This window comes from Amycolatopsis sp. lyj-84 (assembly GCF_046549075.1).
Taxonomy (GTDB): Bacteria; Actinomycetota; Actinomycetes; order Mycobacteriales; family Pseudonocardiaceae; genus Amycolatopsis.
This window is the reverse complement of sequence record NZ_JAJPWO010000001.1, coordinates 210023-225821: the sequence shown is the minus strand read 5'-3', so window position 1 is coordinate 225821 and position 15799 is coordinate 210023. Positions and strand designations below refer to the sequence as shown.

The following is a 15799-nucleotide window of genomic DNA, read 5'->3' as shown; positions in this document are numbered from 1 at the left end:
CCTTCCCCGCATCGCACGCGGCGAAGGGCGCTTTCCCCACGTCTGATGTGGGGAAAGTCCCCTTCAGCCCCATGGGGTGGTCACGTAATCTCGCCGGATGAGCGGAAGAGCACCGTACGGGCTGGTCGCGGTGACCTGCGCCGTGCTCATGGTCGTCCTCGGCCTGCTGGTCTCCGGCGTAGGTCTGTCCGGGCCCGACGCCCTGGCCGACGGGTGGGTGCGGCGCACCTTCGGCGAAGACGTTCTGCGACTCCTCGTCCTGCCGACCGAGGCCTACGTCCTGATCCCGATCGCGGTCCTCGCCGTCGCCTTGTGCCTGTCAGGAGGGCACAAGCTCGAAGCGGTACTGACCGTCGTGGGCCCGCTCATCGCGATCCTCGCCAACACCTGGGTGCTCAAACCGCTCTTCGACCGCTGGAAGAACACCTATCTCGCGTACCCCAGCGGGCACACCGTCGCGCTGGTCGCGGTACTGACCGTGCTCGTCCTGCTCGCCCGCCCCGGGGTCGCGACGGCCGTCATCGCTGTCGTGGGCGCGGTGGTGCTCGGCGGTGTCACGATCGGCATGATCGGCCTCGGCTATCACTACCTGACCGACGTCGTGGGCGGCACGCTGTTCGCCGTCGCGACCGTGTGCGCGACGTGGACGCTGCTCACCTGGGCTGCACGGCGTCGCGCGCCAGTGCCGTCAGACGGCTGACGGCGCGCAGGTACTTCTTGCGGTAGCCGCCGTTCACCATCTCCTCGGTGAACAGCAGCGGTACCGGCTCACCCGAGACCACCAGCGGGATCGCGCGGTCGTAGAGCCGGTCGGCGAAGGCGACCAGCCGCAGTCCGACGTTCTGGTCGGGGACAGGGTGGATGTCGCGCAGGTGCACGCGGGTCACGCCGTCGAGAAGCCTGCCGTAGCGCGAAGGATGCAGCTCGCCGAGGTGCCCGCACAACGCGTCGAAGTCGTCCACAGTGGACTCTGGATGCGCGGTGGCGGAGGCTTCCAGCTCCTCCGGGCTCGCAGGCGGCGGCGCGTCGGGCAGGCCGCGGTGGCGGTAGTCCGGGCCGTCGACGCGGCAGACGCCGAACCGGGCCGACAGCGACTGGATCTCGCGCAGGAAGTCCGCGGCGGCGAACCGGCCTTCGCCGAGTTTGTCCGGCAGCGTGTTGGAGGTCGCCGCCACGAACACTCCGGCCGAGATCAGCTCCTGCAGCAGCCGGGTGACGAGCATGGTGTCGCCGGGGTCGTCGAGTTCGAACTCGTCGATCGCCAGGAACCGGTGCTCGGACAGCCGCCGGACCGCTTCGGCGAACCCGAGTGCGCCGACGAGGTGGGTCAGCTCCACGAAAGTGCCGTACGCCTTGGGGGACGGCGTCTCGTGCCACGTCGAGGCGAGCAGGTGCGTCTTGCCGACGCCGAAGCCGCCGTCCAGGTAGAGCCCCATCGGCCCGGCGGGCGCGTCGTCCCCGCCACCGAACAGCGCGCGCAGCTTCGACTTCGGCTTCCGGTTCGCGGCCTCGGCCACGCGCTTCGCGAAAGCGCCGCAGTCGACGACGGCCGCGGCCTGACTCGGCTCGTCCGGGTTGGGCACGTAAGTGGAGAACCGGACCGCGTCGAACCTCGGCGGCGGGACGAGCGCGGTGATCAGCTCGTCGGCGGACAGCTCCGGACGGCGATCGATCAGGCGGGCGGGCATTCGCCGAGAGTAACGGCACCGGCGGCGGCCGTTCACCCTCCCTGACCGGGCGTATCCCCCGCTCAGCGGTGCCGTCGGGCGCGTGCTGGGATGGTCGTGTGCAGCTTTTGTGGCCAACGACACCGGCGGATCCCGTCTCCGGCGCCGACCTGGAACGGCTCTACGGGTATCCCGAAAACCTGACCCGCCCCTGGGTCCAGGTCAACTTCGTCAGCTCCGCCGACGGCGCGGCGGCGGTCGACCAGCTGTCCGAGGGGCTTTCGCACCCCGCCGACAAGCGGATCTTCCTGATGGGACGGCTGCTTTCCGACGTGATCCTGGTCGGCGCGGGCACGGCTCGCGCCGAGGGCTACCGCGGCGCGCGGATCACTCCCGAACGCGCCGCCCGCCGGGTCTCGCTCGGGCTGTCCGAAGTCCCGCCGATCGCGGTGGTGACCCGTTCCGGTGAACTCGACCCCGCGGGCCCGTTGTTCACCGACACCAAAGTCCCGCCCATCGTCATCACCACCGAGAAGGCGCCGCGAGCCGCGCTGGAGCGCGCGGGTGCCGAAGTCCTCGTCGCCGGGACCGATGACGTCGACCTCCACGAGGCGCTGAAACTCCTGGCCGGGCGCGGGCTGTATCGCGTCGACTGCGAAGGCGGGCCGATGCTGTTCGGCGACCTGATCGCGGCCGACCTCGTCGACCAGCTGTGCCTGACCGTCGCTCCCCTGCTGGCGGGCGCGGGCGAACGCCGGATCGCCGACGGCCGTCCCGCCCCGCAGCCGCGGCGGATGGATCTCGCGTCCGTGCTCTTCGAAGACGGCTTCACCATGCTCCGCTATCGCCGCCGGGAGGGCGGGTGAGCGAGCCCGCGCCGGTTCCGGACGAGGAGCTGGCGGCCCGGGCCGCCGCCGGGGACCACGGTGCCTTCGACACCCTGGTCCGGCGGCACACGGCCAGGATGTACCGCGTGGCGCTGCGGATCACCGGCAGCGCGGCGGAGGCCGAGGACGTCGTCCAGGAGGCCTGGCTTTCCGCGTGGCGCGCGCTGCCCGGGTTCCGGTTCGAATCCGCGGTGTCCACCTGGCTCTACCGGGTGACGACGAACGGCGCGCTCGGCCAGGTCCGGCGCCGGAAACCGACCGTGCCGCTCGACGAGGGGGACGCGGGCGTCGTGCCTGGTCCGGAGGGGCATGTGGTGAGCGCCGAACAGGTCGGCACCGTGCTGCGCGCGATCGCCGAACTCGATGTCGGCCAGCGGATCCCGCTGATTCTGCGAGAATTCGAAGGCTTGACCTACGAGGAGATCGCCGAGGTCCTCGAGGTCGGAGTGCCCGCCTTGCGCGCCCGTCTGCACCGCGCGAGGGTGGCTCTGCTGGCGAAGCTCGGCGACAACTTCCGACCCGGGGAACGGTGATGAGCGAGGATCCGCGCGACGACCCCCGGTGGGCGCAGGTGCGCGCCGCCGCGAGCCGTCCGGTGCCGACGCCGCCCGGGCTCGTCGAACGGGTGCTCCGCTCGGTCGGCGGGGTCCGCGGCAGGCACACCACGGCGCCGCTCGATCTGCCCTCGGCGGGTGGGAAGACCCAGGTGTCGGAACGGGCGCTGGTGCTGATGACCAGAAAGGTCGCCGCCGAGATCGGCCGCGACCTCGGCGGGGTCCACGTCTCGGCCGTCGCGCTCGAGGACGACGTCCTCCAAGTGCTGGTGACGGTCCGGTTCGGTGTCGAGGCGTCGGCCGCGGAACTGTTGCGCCACCGCGTCACCGCGGCGCTGACCGGTCAGCTCGGCTCGTCCCCGCCCGCGATCAACGTCCACGTCGTCGACGTGCATCCCGACTGACCCCGGACCTGGACCGACCGCTCACCGCCGACTGAACCCCCGAAGTGATTACCCCGTTCGGGGGACACGGCGGGACGACTCGGCATGCGCGCGTGTCCTGGTCGGTGAGAGCGTAGGGACCGCCGCGCGCGCAGGCCGCGCGGCACCGGTGCGAGAAGGAGCGAACTTCATGGCGCAGCCGAGCGTGAGCAAGCCCGACACCCCGGTCGCGGGGTCGTCGCTCAACGAGGAAGGAGCCGCCGGCAAGACCACGATCTCGTCGGTGGTGGTGCAGAAGGTGGCCGGTCTGGCCACCCGTGAGGTGACCGGGATCCACGCGCTGGGCGGCGGCGTCTCGCGGGCCTTCGGCGCGATCCGCGAGCGCATCCCCGGTTCCGGCACGGTCACCACTTCCGGTGTCTCGGTCGAGGTCGGCGAGAAGCAGGCGGCGATCGATCTCGACGTGGTCGTCGAGTACGGCGCGCGCATCGTCGACGTCGCGCGGGCGGTGCGCCGCAACGTGATCGGCCAGGTCGAGCAGATCACCGGCCTCGAGGTGATCGAGGTCAACATCGCGGTCAACGACATCCACCTGCCCGACGAGAACGGCGGCGAGACCGAGACCTCGCGGGTCGAATGATGAACGGGACCCAGACCGGCCTGCTCGCCGGCCTCATCCTCGGCCTCGCCGCGACCCAGGGCTTCACCGCGTTCCTGGTGACACTGGCCGTCGGCGTCATCGGCCTCGTCCTCGGCCGGGTGCTCGACGGCGAACTCGACCTCGGCGACCTGTTCGGCCGGGGCCGCGACAAATGACCGTCCCGCCCGACCCGGAAGATCGCGGCACCCTCACCATCGCGCCCACCGTGGTCCGCAAGATCGCGCAGCACGCGGCGGACCAGGTCGACGGGACCACGCGTGCCGAGCGGCGGATCGCCGGACTCGGGCTGGGGACACACGGCGCGAGCGCGAAGGTCGGCGGTGAGGGCAACGACGTCGACCTCGTGCTCGACGTGGCGTTGAACTATCCGGCACCGGTGCGGCGGGTCGTCGGCGATCTGCGCGCCCGGGTCACCGAAGAGGTCGAACGGATCACCTCGTACCAGGTCCGCGACATCTCGGTGAAGGTCTCCGCGCTCTTGCCCGACATCGCGCCCCGCGTCCGCTAAAAGGAGCAACTGGCATGCGTTTGTTCGTCCGCCTGCTGTCCGCCCTGATCGGGCTGGCGCTGGCCGCCGCCGGGGTCCTGCTGGCCTTGGAGGTCGGCTGGGGCTGGTGGCGGCCGGGGCGGGGACCGCTCTTCCTCCCGTGGGACGACTGGCGCGACAGGCTCTCGGAGGTGTCCTGGAGCGCGCCGGAGGTCCGGTACCTCGCGATCGCCGTCGCGGTCGTGGGCCTGCTGCTGATCCTGGCGGCGGCCTCGGCCGGGCGGCGGGCCATCCGGCTGGCCGATCCGGCGAACGAGGTCAGCGTGACCACCTCGCCGCGTTCGCTGGCGAGGCTGGTGGGGCTGACCGTGCGCGCGCAGGACAACGTCGCGGGCGCCAAGGTCACCGCCACCGCCAAGAAGATCCGCGTCCGCGCGACGAGCAGGCTGGAAACCGAAGGCGAGCTGCGGCCGCGGCTGCTGGAAACGGTCTCCGGCCTGCTCGACGACGTCCCCCTGGTGCGGCGGCCGAAGGTGTCCGTCGTCGTCGACTCCCCGAAGGACCGCCGATGACCCGTTCGGTCTCCGCCAAGGCGCTCGGCCGGTCCACCGGCACCGAACGCACCCTGACCGTCCTCATCGGACTGCTCGCGCTGCTCGGCGGGGCCGCGGTGGTCGCGGTCGGCGCGGGCTGGCTCGGCACCTATCGGGCCGACCGCTCACTCGTGGACCCGATCGCGCTCGACTGGCTCTCGCAGCACGCGCTCGCCGCCCGGATCGGCGCCATCGTGCTCGGTGTCCTGCTGTTGTGGCTGGGACTGTGGTGGTTCTTCCGGTCGCTGCGCCCGGAAGGCCGCCCGGACCTCGAACTCGACGACGACCTCGTGGTGACCTCCTCGGCCATCTCCGAGGCCGTCCGCGCCGACGCCGAGACGATCGACGGCGTCGGGCGCGCCCGGGTCCGCGCGGTCGGCGACAGCGACAACCCGGCGCTGCGGATCACCCTCTGGCTGAGCGAGGGCACCGACCTGAAACGGGTCTGGGAGCAGCTCGACCTCACCGTCCTGGCCCGCGCGCGGGAATCGCTCGGGGTCACCGTGCTGCCCACCGCCGTCCGGCTCGAACTCGACACGGGAGCACCGCAACGGGTGCGCTGAGCGCGCCGTTGTGGCAAGAATGGCCGTCATGTCGCTTCCCTTGACACCGCCGGTCAAACCGATGCTCGCCAAACCGGCGAAGGCGATCCCCGATTCCGGTGGTCTGCTGTTCGAGCCGAAGTGGGACGGCTTCCGCTGCCTGGTGTTCCGCGACGGCGACGAGCTGACCCTGCAGTCCCGCTCGGAGAAACCGCTCAACCGGTACTTCCCCGAGGTCGTCGAGCGGCTGAAGGCGGCGCTGCCCGAGCGGATCGTGCTCGACGGCGAACTGGTGGTCGGCCGGGACGGGAAGCTGGACTTCGACGCGCTCACCGACCGGATCCACCCCGCCGAAAGCCGGATCAAGCTGCTGGCGGAGCAGACCCCGGCGGAGTTCGTCGCGTTCGACCTGCTGGCGCTCGGCGACGAGTCCTATCTGGACGAACCGACGTCGAAGCGGCGCGAACGGCTGGAGAAGCTGGCTTCGGGCGGCATCCACCTGACCCCGGCGACCTCGGATCCGGCGATCGCGCGGCACTGGTTCGAGCTGTTCGAGGGCGCCGGGCTCGACGGCGTCATCGGCAAACCGCTCGACGAGCCGTACACCCCCGGCAAACGGGTCCTGCTCAAGTACAAGCACTCGCGCACCGCCGACTGCGTGCTCGCGGGCCTGCGCTGGCACGTCGACGGCGAAGCGGGTGAGATGGTCGGCTCGTTCCTGCTCGGGCTCTACGACGAGGACGGCGTGCTGCACCACCCCGGCGTCGTCGGGTCGTTCCCGGTCACCCGGCGGCGTGAACTGGCCGAGGAACTGGCGCCGCTGATCACCGACGGGGCCGATCACCCCTGGCTGGGTGACAACGTGCGGGAAAAGCAGCGGATCCCCGGCGGGATCACCCGGTGGAAGTCCAAGGAAGCCCCGTGGGTGCCGCTGAAGCTGGAGAAGGTGGTCGAGGTCGGCTACGAGCACACGGAAGGCGGCTATCCGTCGCGGTTCCGCCACACCGCGCAGTTCAAGCGGTGGCGTCCCGACCGCGAACCGGATTCCTGCACCTACGCCCAGCTCGAAGAAGTCGCCCGCTACGACCTGGACGCGGTCTTCCGCGGCGAGGTGAAGCGCACCCGCTAACCGGGGTCTGACACACCACCTGCGAAGCTCACCCACGAGCTTTGTCATGCCCTGGAAGTGAGGACCAGCCCGTGAGCACCGCCCGCCGCACGCCACGGCTGATCCTGACGACGGCCATGGTCACGGCCGCGCTCGCGGGCTGCACGGCCGGTCCGTCGGTCCGGCCGGCGGTGATCGACAACGACGGCAAAGCCGATCCCGGCTCGTCGACCACGGCGCAGCAGGTACCGCTGCCGCCGCTCACCGAACCGCAGTCGCCGTCCATCAAATGGGAGAACTGCGACGAGGCGACCCGGCAACGGCTGGGCCAGCCGTCCGTGCCGGACACGCTGAAGTTCTCCTGCGCCAGGGTGCCCACCACGCTCGACGCGCCGGATCTGCCCGGCCGCGGGCTCTCGCGGATGACGGTGGTCAAGGCCGGCGGCGGGCCGATCCCGCTGGTCGTGGTCAACGACGTCGACGGTGAGCCGGGTTCGCTGTACGCCGCGCGGCTGGCCGCGGTGCTGCCGCCCGAGTACCTGCAGAAGTTCTCGCTGATCGGCGTGGACCGGCGCGGGACCGGGGCGTCCGCGCCGGTGCAGTGCATCCCGGCGGAGATCCGCACCGACCTGCTCGGCGGGGACCCGGCCGCCGGCGACCTCGAAGCCGTGGTCGACGCGGCGCGCAAGGCGGGCCAGCAGTGCGCGATCGAACTGGACGACTCTCAGGTCGCGATGGACAGCTGGCGGACCGCGGGCGACCTCGAAGAACTCCGGAAGCAGCTGGGGCTGGACAAACTGCACGCGCTGGGCCGCGGTGACGGTTCGAAGGTCCTCGCCGAATACGCCGTGCGGTTCCCGGCACAGGTCGGCCGCGTCATGCTCGACGGACTGCCCGACCCGGCCCCCGACGCGGCCGCCGTCCAGGAGTCCATCGCCGCGAGCGCGCAGGCCACCCTCGACGCCTTCGGCGCCGACTGCATCGCCAAGGGCTGCCCGATCGGCGACGCCCGCGCGGCCGTGACCGCGGTGGCGGACCGGCTCCGCGCAGCGACCGCGATGACCACCGACGGGGTGGAGATCACGCCGGGGATCGCTTTGTACGCCGTCTATTCCGGGCTCGCGCAGCGCTCGCGGTGGGTGGAACTCGCCGAGGCGCTCAAGACCGCGCAGACCGGCGACGTCACGCCGCTGGCCGCGTTCGCCGAACCGGTGCTCAAGGACTCCCGGGCCCGGCCGACCCGGCTGGACGGCACGCTCGCGACCAAGTGCAACGACAGCGCGACACGGCTCTCGGCCGAAGAACTCACGCGCGTGACCACGACCCTGCGCGACAAGTACCCGCAGTTCGGCGTCTTCGCCGCGCAACAGCTGGCGTGGTGCAGCCCGTGGCCCGTGCGCCGCGAACCGCTCCCGCCCGCGGGTGCCCCCGGCGCGCCGCCGATCCTCGTCGCGGGCACCGCGACCGACCCGGTCACGCCGGAACAGGGCACCGGCCGGGCCGCCGACCAGATGCCGAGCGCGGTCACGATCACCTGGCAGGGCGCCGGGCACGGCGCGCTGGGCCTCTCCCCCTGCGTCACCGACGCGACGCGGGCCTTCCTGATCGACGGCAAGATCCCCGTCGACGGCACCCTCTGCCCCGCCTGATCCCTCACGTTCCGTGCCCCCGCGCGCGCTATGAAAGGCCCGTTACTTGCAAATTTTGCAAGTAACGGGCCTTTCATAGCGTCGGGCGGCCGCGAAAAGCGCTACTGCCGGTAAGACTCCACCTCGGAGACCGGCCGCACCGCGGCCCCGTCCGGGTCCTCGTCGAACTCGACCCGCGCCCGCCGCTGCCGCAGCAGGTCCCAGCACTGGTCGAGCTGCTGCTCCACGCCCGCGAGCCGGGCCCGGTCGTCCGAACTCAGCCCGGCGCCGATCGCCCGCGAGCGGAGTTCGTGCTCCTCGCTGACCAGTTCGTCGATCCGGCTGAGGATGTCCCCGTCGGCCATGTACGCCTCCTGCGAAACCTGGGTTGCTCCATAAGAGACGCTACGCGCAATCGCGGGAATGTGCGCCGGGCCTGTTTCGTTACGCCGGACATGAGCACAGTTGAGCTGACCGCCGCCAACTTCGATCAGGTCGTGTCCGAGAACGACTTCGTGATCATCGACTTCTGGGCGGGCTGGTGCATGCCGTGCCGCCAGTTCGCGCCGACCTACGAAAAGGTGTCGGGCAATCACGACGACATCGTGTTCGCGAGCGTCGACACCGAGGCCGAGCAGCAGCTGGCCGCCGCCTTCGACGTGCGCTCGATCCCCACGCTCGCGGTGATCCGCGACAAGACGGTCATCTACGCGCAGCCGGGCGCGCTTCCCGAGAAGACGCTCGAAGACCTGATCCAGCAGGCGCGCGACATCGACATGGACAAGCTCAAGGAAGAGGCTCAAGAAGCCTGAGAAACGAAAAGAAGGGGCCCTTCCCGGCGGATTTCGCCGGGAAGGGCCCCTTTGTACTTCAGCGGAACCGTGCCACCAGGGACCGGGTCAGCCCCGGGTGGCGAGTCCGCGCAGGAAGAACGCCAGGTTCGCCGGGCGTTCCGCCAGCCTGCGCATGAAATAGCCGTACCATTCGTCGCCGTAGGGGACGTAGACGCGCATCGTCTTGCCGTCGCCCGCGATCCGGCGCTGCTCTTCGGGACGGATCCCGTACAGCATCTGGAATTCGTGGTCGTCCGCCTCGCGGTCCGTGTCCATCACGAGCTTCTCGGCGATCGCGATCATCCGCGGGTCGTGCGAGGCGACCATCGGATAACCCTTGCCCTGCATGAGGATCTTCAGGCAGCGCACGTAGGACTTGTCCACTTCGGACTTGCCCTGGAACGCGACCTCTTCGGGTTCGGCGTAGGCGCCCTTGCACAGCCGGACGCGGGAGCCCTCGCCGGAGAGGTCGCGGCAGTCCTGTTCGGTCCGCCGCAGGTAGGCCTGCAGCACCGCGCCCACCCACGGGTACTCGGTGCGCAGTTCCCGCAGGATGCCCAGCGTCGAGTCGGTGGTGGTGTGGTCCTCCATGTCGAGGGTGACCGTGGCACCGACCGCTTCGGCCGCCGCGCAGATCTTGCGGGCGTTCTCCAGCGCGACCTTCTCGCCGTCCGCGGGCAGGAACTGGCCGACCGCGGACAGCTTCACCGAGACGTCCGCGCCGAACGCGAGACCGTCGGCGGCCAGCGCGGACAGCAGTTCCTCGTAGGCGCGGACGGTCGTCGCGGCCTGCTCGGCGTCGGTGGTGTCCTCGCCGAGGTGGTCGAGGGTGACCCGGAGGCCGTCTTCGGCCAGTTCACGGACCACCCGGGCGGCGTCGGGCGTCCCGGCGCCGGCGACGAACCGACCTACCACCGATCGGGTGGCGGGGACGACCTCGACCAGCTTGCGCATCCGCTGGGATCGAGCGGCGGCGAGCAGCGGGGCACGCAGCATCACGGACTCCTGAGAACTCAGCCCTGGTGGGGGTAACGGACGGAGGTGGGCGGAACGAAGGTCTCCTTGACCGAGCGCGGGCTCGTCCAGCGGAGGAGGTTGAACACCGAACCGGCCTTGTCGTTGGTGCCGGACGCGCGACCGCCGCCGAAGGGCTGCTGGCCGACGACCGCACCGGTCGGCTTGTCGTTGACGTAGAAGTTGCCGGCGGCGAAGCGCAGCGCCTCGGACGCCTTCGCGACGGCTGTGCGGTCGTTGGCGATGACCGCGCCGGTGAGCGCGTAGTCGGCGGTCTCGTCGATCAGCTTCAAGACGTTGTCGAAGCCCTCGTCGGTCTCGTCGTCGTAGACGTGGAGCGAAAGGATCGGGCCGAAGTACTCGGTGCGGAAGATCTCGTGGCCCGGGTTGTCCGAAACCAGGATCGTCGGGCGCACGAAGTAGCCGACGCTGTCGTCCGCGGTGCCACCGGCGATGACGTCGATCTCGGCGTCCTCGGCCGCGTTCTTCAGCACGGCGGCGTGCTTGTCGAAGGCGCGGCGGTCGATCACGGCGCCACCGAAGTTGCCCAGGTCGTTGACGTCGCCGTAGGTGATGGCCTCGGTCTCGGCGATCAGACCGTCCTTCAGGCTCGCCCAGAGCGAACGCGGGACGTACGCGCGGGACGCGGCCGAGCACTTCTGGCCCTGGTACTCGAAGGCGCCGCGGACCAGCGCGGTGCGCAGGATGTCGACGTCGGCCGAGGAGTGCGCGAGCACGAAGTCCTTGCCGCCGGTCTCGCCGACCAGACGCGGGTACGTGCGGTAGCCGGAGATGTTGGCGCCGACGGTGCCCCACAGGTGCTGGAAGGTCGCGGTGGACCCGGTGAAGTGGATCCCGGCCAGGTCGCGGTGGGTCAGGGCGACCTCGGAGACGGCCTTGCCGTCACCCGGCAGCAGGTTGATCACGCCCGGCGGCATGCCGGCCTCTTCGAGCAGGCGCATCAGCAGGTGCGCGGCGTAGCTCTGCGTCGGCGACGGCTTCCACAGCACGACGTTGCCCATCAGCGCGGGCGCGGTCGGCAGGTTGCCGGCGATCGCGGTGAAGTTGAACGGGGTGATGGCGTACACGAAGCCCTCGAGCGGGCGGTGCTCCATCCGATTCCAGATACCGGGCGAGCTGACCGGCTGCTCGGCGAGGATCTGGCGGCCGAAGGCGACGTTGAAGCGCCAGAAGTCGATCAGCTCGCAGGCGGAGTCGATCTCGGCCTGGAAGGCGGTCTTCGACTGGCCGAGCATGGTGGCGGCGTTCAGCCGGGCACGCCACGGTCCGGCCAGCAGGTCGGCGGCACGCAGGATGATCGCGGCGCGGTCGTCGTAGGACAGCGCGCGCCAGCCGGGAGCGGCGGCCTTGGCCGCGGCGATCGCGTCGTGCGTGTCCTGCGCGGTCGCGCTGTGGATGACGCCCAGCACCGCCTTGTGGTTGTGCGGCTGGACGACCTCGATCTTCTCGCCGCCGCCCTTGCGCTGCTCACCGCCGATCGTCACGGTGATGTCGATGGGGTCCGCGCCGCCCAGCGACTTGAGCGCGCCCTCGAGTTCAGCGCGCTCCGCGCTGCCCGGCGCGTAGTTCAGCACCGGCTCGTTCTTCGGGGCGGGGGTCTGGGTCACGGCGTCCACTGACTGCTCCTGACTTCACTTCGCCGGGTAGAGGTCTCACCCCGAACGTTAGACCGGACGAGTCCGCCGCGGCTTGTTCGACTGGCTAGAATCGGGGTGACCATCTTGTCCGATCGGCTTAATTCGGTGATTACAGCGACTACTGATTCGACCACTGCCGCCTCCCTGCGGCATGTCCTCGCCACTCTCGGGGAACCGCTGGTCAGAGTGCTCGCGGCACCGAGTGGGCTCGGGGTCGAGGTGGGAGACGTCGTCATCCACGATCCGGAGGATCCGCCCGACGCCCATCCGGGTGATCTCGTCCTGGTGATCGGCGCCCGTGGCCGGGCCGCCGCGGGCGCGATCCGGGCAGCCGGACGGTCGGGGGCGGCCGCGGTGGCGGTCAAGAACGGCTCGGCGGTCGTGAACGTCGCGACCGACGCGGGGATCGCCCTGATCGAGGTCGGCCACGAGGCGCGCTGGGAGCAGGTCGAGGCGCTGGCCAGGGGTGTCGTGGACGCGGCCCGGGCCGGGGGCGAGGCGGACAGCGGCGAGGTGCTGGGCGACCTGTTCTCGCTCGCGCAGACCATCGCGACGCTCACCGGCGGCCTGGTCAGCATCGAGGACACCGCGAGCCGCGTGCTGGCCTATTCGCGAGCGGGCGACGAGGTGGACGAACTGCGCCGTCTCTCGATCCTCGGCCGTGAAGGCCCGGAGCGGTACCTCGCGATGCTACGCGAATGGGGTGTCTACCAGCGACTTCGCGCCGGGGAAGGCATCGTCCGCATCGACGAGCGGCCCGATCTCGGCATCCGGCGCCGGATCGCGGCCGGGATCCACGCCGGGTCGCAGCCGCTCGGCACGATCTGGGTCCAGGAGGGCGCGCATCCGCTCACCGAAAGCGCGGAAATCGCGTTGCTCGGCGCGAGCCGGGCGCTCGCGCCCCAGCTGATCCGGCACCGGACCCTGCCCAGCCCGGAACTCCGGCTGCGCGAAGACCTGCTGGCGGGGCTGCTCGACGGCCGCCTCGACGTCGAGTCCGTGGCCGACGACATCGGCGCGGATCCCGGGAAACCGGCCATGGTGCTGGGGTTCTCGCTCCCCCGCGACCGCGCGGCGACCGACCGGCAGCTGCGGCGGGCCGAGCTGGTGCACCTGATCACCGTGCACACCGCCGCGTACCGGCGGAGCGCGCTGGTGAGCGTGATCGGCGGCCGGGTCTACGCGCTGCTCCCCGACCTGCCCGAACACGCCGAGACGCGGATCCTGGCGCTGGCCAAGGAAATCGTCAGTACTGCGCAACGGCACCTCGACGTCCGGGTGCGCGCCGCGCTGGGCGGCGTCGTGCCCCGGCTCTCCGACGCGGCGGCTTCCCGTGGCGACGCGGACCGCGTGCTGGCGACGATGGCGCGCGGTCACGGGACCGCGGACGTCGCCTCGCTGGCCGACGTCCGCGCCGAAGTCCTGCTCTCCGAAGTGCTCGCTTTCCTCGGTGAGCAACCGAGAATCCGCGATCCGCGGCTGGCCGAACTGATCGCGCACGACGCCGACCACGGCGGGATCCTGGTTCCGGCGGTGCTCGCCTACCTCGACGCGTTCGGTGACGTCCGGCGCGCGGCGCGCGAGCTGAACATCCACCCGAACACGGTGCGGTACCGGGTGCGGCGCGCGGCCGAGGTGTCCGGGATCGACCTGGACGACCCCGCGCAGCGCATCCTCACCCAGCTTCTCCTGCGCCTCTAGACCGCGTTTCGTCCCCTAGTTGCGGTAGTTCGTGACGCGTACAACCGCAACTAGAGGACGAATCGCGAGGGGGGTCAAGCCAGGGTCAGGCTGAACCGCCGGTTCTGGACGTCCAGCTTGTCGAGCCGCACCGCGACGGCCGCACCGGCGGTGAGCGGGCCGGCACCGCCGACGGTCGGCAAAAGACCTTCCATCCCTTGGGCCACTTCGACGAACGCGCCGAACGGCAGCACCCGCGTGACGACGCCGTCCAGGACGCCACCGTCGGCGTTGGCGACGACGAAAGCGCGCCAGTTCTCGTTGGGGGACATGCGATTCACCTCCTCTCCGCGCATCGTCCACCACACAGGGACACACACGGAGGCGGGCTGCGGGCCCGCGCGGAGATCAAGCGTCGGCCGGGGAACCCGTCCGCTCACGGCACGAGGCCGACCCGGCAGTCATGGCCGTGACACTAGCAAGAATCACGACGCCGTGGCGAGGCTCCGCAGCCCCGCGACCTCGGCGAGGGCCCGGTAGGAATCCAGCCGCTCCGCCTGGTCGAAGGTGCTGGTGGTCACGAGGATCTCGTCGGCACCGGTGGTGGCGACGAGGGCGTCCAGCCGGTCGCCCACCTCGTCCAGGGTGCCGGCGATCTGACCGTCGAGTGCCCGGTCCAGCCGCTCACGGTCGCGTTCGGACAGTGCCCCGGTGAGGATCTCCTCCACCGGCGACAGCGGCGGGAAGACCCCGTGCGTGCGCGAGTAGACCGCCGACCACGCTTCGGGAATCAGCAGCCGTCGCGCGGCTTCGGCCGTCTCCGCGACCGCGATCGCCGTGGACACCACGACGTACGGCCGCGAAGCCTGCGCCGAAGGACGGAAGCCGGAGCGGTAGCCCTCGATGGCTTCGAGCAGCGGCCCCTCGCCCCGGACCGGCGCGATCACCAGCGGCAGCCCCAGTTCCGCGGCCAGCCGCGCCCCGGCGCCGGTGGCCAGCAGGAACGCGGGCACGCGCAGCCCCTCCGCCGGAATGGCGTGCACGCCCGGATACGCCGTCTGGTCTCCTGACAGGAAGCCCAGCAGTTCCCGGACCTGGTCGCCGAAGCGGTCGGCGTCGTCCTTCTCGTGCCCGAGTGCCTGGCGGACGCCGCCGGTGAACCCGACCGACCGGCCCAGCCCCATGTCGATCCGGCCGGGGAACAGCGATTCGAGGACGCCGAACTGTTCCGCGACCACCAGCGGCCGGTGGTTCGGCAGCATCACGCCGCCGGTGCCGACCCGGATCCGCTCGGTCGCGGAGGCGACGGCGGCGGCCAGCACCGTCGGCGCCGAACCGGCGACGCCGGGCACGCTGTGGTGCTCGGAGACCCAGAATCGGTGGTAGCCCAGCGCTTCGATGTCCCTGGCGAAGGCGACCGTGTCCCGCAGCGCGCGGGGCGCGTCGCCACCGCGGCGGGTCGGGGACCGGTCCAGTACCGAAAGCGTGATCACCCTCGGGTCAACGCGCCCGGACCCGGCGGGCATTCCCCGCTCAGGGGCGCCAGCGCTCGCTGTAGTCCGCGTGGTCGGCGTGCGGCAGGGCCAGCAGCCGCAGGGTCAGGCACCAGTTCGTCCCGGCCTCGTCGGCGGGCACGTTGCACGTCTCGCACCAGTACTCGTTGCCGTACAGGGGGAATCCCGGGACCTTCTCCGAAACCGTGGTGCGGTGCGCCTGCAGGAGCCTGCGGGTCGCCTCGATCTCGTTGATCATCTGATTGACCACATCGAGCTCGATGTCGTTCATCGAACGGATCTTCTTTTCGATGACGACCTTGGTCTCACCGCGATTGAGCGATTCGCTGATCTCGGTTTTCTTGACCGCCTGCATGATCAACGCCTGGCGTTGCCCCACACGCGCGGCGAGAAAGGCGATCAAGTCGTCCACAGGTACTCCTTCGTCTCCCCCAGCCTAGTGTTCGGGTGAGACTGTCGCTGGCAGGAAGCCCGGCGTTACGACAAGGTCCCACGCGTCACACAGTCTCGTATCGGTCCGCCGCGGAGCGGTAACAGGTTTCTAGATCGACACGAAAGCGCAATCACTCCGCGAGCAAAACGAAGAAGAG

20 protein-coding genes are annotated in these 15799 nt (G+C 70.7%); 13 read left to right on the top strand and 7 right to left on the bottom strand.

Annotated features, from left to right (window positions below; all coding sequences use genetic code 11):
• Positions 1 to 97: 97 nt before the first annotated feature.
• Positions 98 to 700 carry a phosphatase PAP2 family protein gene (locus ACLJRM_RS01125; RefSeq protein WP_410661932.1) on the top strand — a complete coding sequence of 201 codons (603 nt, stop codon included), beginning with the start codon at positions 98 to 100 and terminating at the stop codon, positions 698 to 700.
• Here the strand turns inward: ACLJRM_RS01125 and zapE are convergent.
• A complete protein-coding gene (gene zapE / locus ACLJRM_RS01120) occupies positions 654 to 1688 on the bottom strand; it encodes a cell division protein ZapE (protein ID WP_410661931.1) in 1035 nt (344 codons plus the stop codon). The genes ACLJRM_RS01125 and zapE overlap by 47 nt on opposite strands.
• Before the next feature lie 98 nt (positions 1689 to 1786).
• On the opposite strand from zapE, the gene ACLJRM_RS01115 reads away from it, so the two are divergent.
• The 10 genes from ACLJRM_RS01115 (at position 1787) to ACLJRM_RS01070 (ending at position 8531) form a co-directional block, all read left to right on the top strand.
• Positions 1787 to 2533 (top strand): pyrimidine reductase family protein, encoded by a 747-nt coding sequence (locus ACLJRM_RS01115; RefSeq protein WP_101606670.1) that lies wholly within the window; start codon positions 1787 to 1789, stop codon positions 2531 to 2533.
• Positions 2530 to 3087, top strand: a complete 558-nt coding sequence (locus tag ACLJRM_RS01110; protein ID WP_101606669.1) for an RNA polymerase sigma factor — start codon at positions 2530 to 2532, stop codon at positions 3085 to 3087. The genes ACLJRM_RS01115 and ACLJRM_RS01110 overlap by 4 nt, the downstream gene beginning before the upstream one ends.
• Positions 3087 to 3512: a hypothetical protein gene (locus ACLJRM_RS01105; protein ID WP_101606668.1), complete on the top strand. Its 426-nt coding sequence runs from the start codon at positions 3087 to 3089 to the stop codon at positions 3510 to 3512. The genes ACLJRM_RS01110 and ACLJRM_RS01105 overlap by 1 nt, the downstream gene beginning before the upstream one ends.
• Before the next feature lie 169 nt (positions 3513 to 3681).
• Complete coding sequence (locus tag ACLJRM_RS01100; protein ID WP_101606667.1) at positions 3682 to 4131, top strand: Asp23/Gls24 family envelope stress response protein; 450 nt, start codon at positions 3682 to 3684, stop codon at positions 4129 to 4131.
• Positions 4131 to 4307 (top strand): hypothetical protein, encoded by a 177-nt coding sequence (locus ACLJRM_RS01095; protein ID WP_005157087.1) that lies wholly within the window; start codon positions 4131 to 4133, stop codon positions 4305 to 4307. Before ACLJRM_RS01100 ends, ACLJRM_RS01095 begins: the two co-directional genes overlap by 1 nt.
• Positions 4304 to 4660, top strand: a complete 357-nt coding sequence (locus ACLJRM_RS01090; protein ID WP_101606666.1) for an Asp23/Gls24 family envelope stress response protein — start codon at positions 4304 to 4306, stop codon at positions 4658 to 4660. The genes ACLJRM_RS01095 and ACLJRM_RS01090 overlap by 4 nt, the downstream gene beginning before the upstream one ends.
• 14 nt (positions 4661 to 4674) lie before the next feature.
• A complete protein-coding gene (locus ACLJRM_RS01085) occupies positions 4675 to 5211 on the top strand; it encodes a DUF6286 domain-containing protein (protein ID WP_101606665.1) in 537 nt (178 codons plus the stop codon).
• Positions 5208 to 5795 (top strand): alkaline shock response membrane anchor protein AmaP, encoded by a 588-nt coding sequence (locus tag ACLJRM_RS01080; protein WP_101606664.1) that lies wholly within the window; start codon positions 5208 to 5210, stop codon positions 5793 to 5795. The genes ACLJRM_RS01085 and ACLJRM_RS01080 overlap by 4 nt, the downstream gene beginning before the upstream one ends.
• Positions 5796 to 5823: 28 nt before the next feature.
• Entirely contained in the window at positions 5824 to 6903 is a 1080-nt protein-coding gene (locus tag ACLJRM_RS01075) for an ATP-dependent DNA ligase (RefSeq protein ID WP_410661930.1), read from the top strand.
• Between the two features lie 116 nt (positions 6904 to 7019).
• Positions 7020 to 8531: an alpha/beta fold hydrolase gene (locus tag ACLJRM_RS01070; RefSeq protein WP_410662428.1), complete on the top strand. Its 1512-nt coding sequence runs from the start codon at positions 7020 to 7022 to the stop codon at positions 8529 to 8531.
• Between the two features lie 101 nt (positions 8532 to 8632).
• On the opposite strand, the gene ACLJRM_RS01065 is transcribed toward ACLJRM_RS01070, so the two are convergent.
• Positions 8633 to 8875, bottom strand: a complete 243-nt coding sequence (locus ACLJRM_RS01065; RefSeq protein ID WP_101606663.1) for a DUF2630 family protein — start codon at positions 8873 to 8875, stop codon at positions 8633 to 8635.
• Between the two features lie 90 nt (positions 8876 to 8965).
• Here ACLJRM_RS01065 and ACLJRM_RS01060 point away from each other — a divergent pair, with 90 nt between their 5' ends.
• Complete coding sequence (locus tag ACLJRM_RS01060; protein WP_020637318.1) at positions 8966 to 9322, top strand: thioredoxin family protein; 357 nt, start codon at positions 8966 to 8968, stop codon at positions 9320 to 9322.
• A gap of 87 nt (positions 9323 to 9409) precedes the next feature.
• On the opposite strand, the gene ACLJRM_RS01055 is transcribed toward ACLJRM_RS01060, so the two are convergent.
• Positions 9410 to 10339 (bottom strand): proline dehydrogenase family protein, encoded by a 930-nt coding sequence (locus ACLJRM_RS01055; protein WP_101606662.1) that lies wholly within the window; start codon positions 10337 to 10339, stop codon positions 9410 to 9412.
• A 17-nt stretch (positions 10340 to 10356) separates the two neighbouring features.
• Complete coding sequence (gene pruA, locus ACLJRM_RS01050) at positions 10357 to 11994, bottom strand: L-glutamate gamma-semialdehyde dehydrogenase (protein WP_410661929.1); 1638 nt, start codon at positions 11992 to 11994, stop codon at positions 10357 to 10359.
• A 129-nt stretch (positions 11995 to 12123) separates the two neighbouring features.
• Here pruA and ACLJRM_RS01045 point away from each other — a divergent pair, with 129 nt between their 5' ends.
• A complete protein-coding gene (locus ACLJRM_RS01045; RefSeq protein ID WP_174720532.1) occupies positions 12124 to 13716 on the top strand; it encodes a PucR family transcriptional regulator in 1593 nt (530 codons plus the stop codon).
• 74 nt (positions 13717 to 13790) lie between these two features.
• Here ACLJRM_RS01045 and ACLJRM_RS01040 read toward each other — a convergent pair whose 3' ends face one another.
• The 3 genes from ACLJRM_RS01040 to ACLJRM_RS01030 all read right to left on the bottom strand — a co-directional run bounded on the left by ACLJRM_RS01040 (position 13791) and on the right by ACLJRM_RS01030 (position 15621).
• On the bottom strand, positions 13791 to 14027 hold the full coding sequence (locus tag ACLJRM_RS01040; RefSeq protein WP_101606659.1) for a S1 RNA-binding domain-containing protein: 237 nt from the start codon (positions 14025 to 14027) through the stop codon (positions 13791 to 13793).
• A 153-nt stretch (positions 14028 to 14180) separates the two neighbouring features.
• Positions 14181 to 15221, bottom strand: coding sequence for an LLM class flavin-dependent oxidoreductase (locus tag ACLJRM_RS01035; RefSeq protein WP_410661928.1), 1041 nt, complete (start codon positions 15219 to 15221; stop codon positions 14181 to 14183).
• A gap of 7 nt (positions 15222 to 15228) precedes the next feature.
• Positions 15229 to 15621 (bottom strand): DUF6221 family protein, encoded by a 393-nt coding sequence (locus ACLJRM_RS01030; RefSeq protein ID WP_101606657.1) that lies wholly within the window; start codon positions 15619 to 15621, stop codon positions 15229 to 15231.
• Positions 15622 to 15799 lie beyond the last annotated feature (178 nt).

Excerpts from the sequence above, each read along its gene's own strand:
- ACLJRM_RS01125 (WP_410661932.1), top strand. The coding sequence starts at position 98 with ATGAGCGGAAGAGCACCGTACGGGCTGGTCGCGGTGACCTGCGCCGTG.
- zapE (WP_410661931.1), bottom strand. The coding sequence starts at position 1,688 with ATGCCCGCCCGCCTGATCGATCGCCGTCCGGAGCTGTCCGCCGACGAG.
- ACLJRM_RS01105 (WP_101606668.1), top strand. The coding sequence starts at position 3,087 with ATGAGCGAGGATCCGCGCGACGACCCCCGGTGGGCGCAGGTGCGCGCC.
- ACLJRM_RS01100 (WP_101606667.1), top strand. The coding sequence starts at position 3,682 with ATGGCGCAGCCGAGCGTGAGCAAGCCCGACACCCCGGTCGCGGGGTCG.
- ACLJRM_RS01095 (WP_005157087.1), top strand. The coding sequence starts at position 4,131 with ATGAACGGGACCCAGACCGGCCTGCTCGCCGGCCTCATCCTCGGCCTC.
- ACLJRM_RS01090 (WP_101606666.1), top strand. The coding sequence starts at position 4,304 with ATGACCGTCCCGCCCGACCCGGAAGATCGCGGCACCCTCACCATCGCG.
- ACLJRM_RS01085 (WP_101606665.1), top strand. The coding sequence starts at position 4,675 with ATGCGTTTGTTCGTCCGCCTGCTGTCCGCCCTGATCGGGCTGGCGCTG.
- ACLJRM_RS01080 (WP_101606664.1), top strand. The coding sequence starts at position 5,208 with ATGACCCGTTCGGTCTCCGCCAAGGCGCTCGGCCGGTCCACCGGCACC.
- ACLJRM_RS01075 (WP_410661930.1), top strand. The coding sequence starts at position 5,824 with ATGTCGCTTCCCTTGACACCGCCGGTCAAACCGATGCTCGCCAAACCG.
- ACLJRM_RS01070 (WP_410662428.1), top strand. The coding sequence starts at position 7,020 with ATGGTCACGGCCGCGCTCGCGGGCTGCACGGCCGGTCCGTCGGTCCGG.
- ACLJRM_RS01065 (WP_101606663.1), bottom strand. The coding sequence starts at position 8,875 with ATGGCCGACGGGGACATCCTCAGCCGGATCGACGAACTGGTCAGCGAG.
- ACLJRM_RS01060 (WP_020637318.1), top strand. The coding sequence starts at position 8,966 with ATGAGCACAGTTGAGCTGACCGCCGCCAACTTCGATCAGGTCGTGTCC.
- ACLJRM_RS01055 (WP_101606662.1), bottom strand. The coding sequence starts at position 10,339 with ATGCTGCGTGCCCCGCTGCTCGCCGCCGCTCGATCCCAGCGGATGCGC.
- ACLJRM_RS01040 (WP_101606659.1), bottom strand. The coding sequence starts at position 14,027 with ATGTCCCCCAACGAGAACTGGCGCGCTTTCGTCGTCGCCAACGCCGAC.
- ACLJRM_RS01035 (WP_410661928.1), bottom strand. The coding sequence starts at position 15,221 with ATGCCCGCCGGGTCCGGGCGCGTTGACCCGAGGGTGATCACGCTTTCG.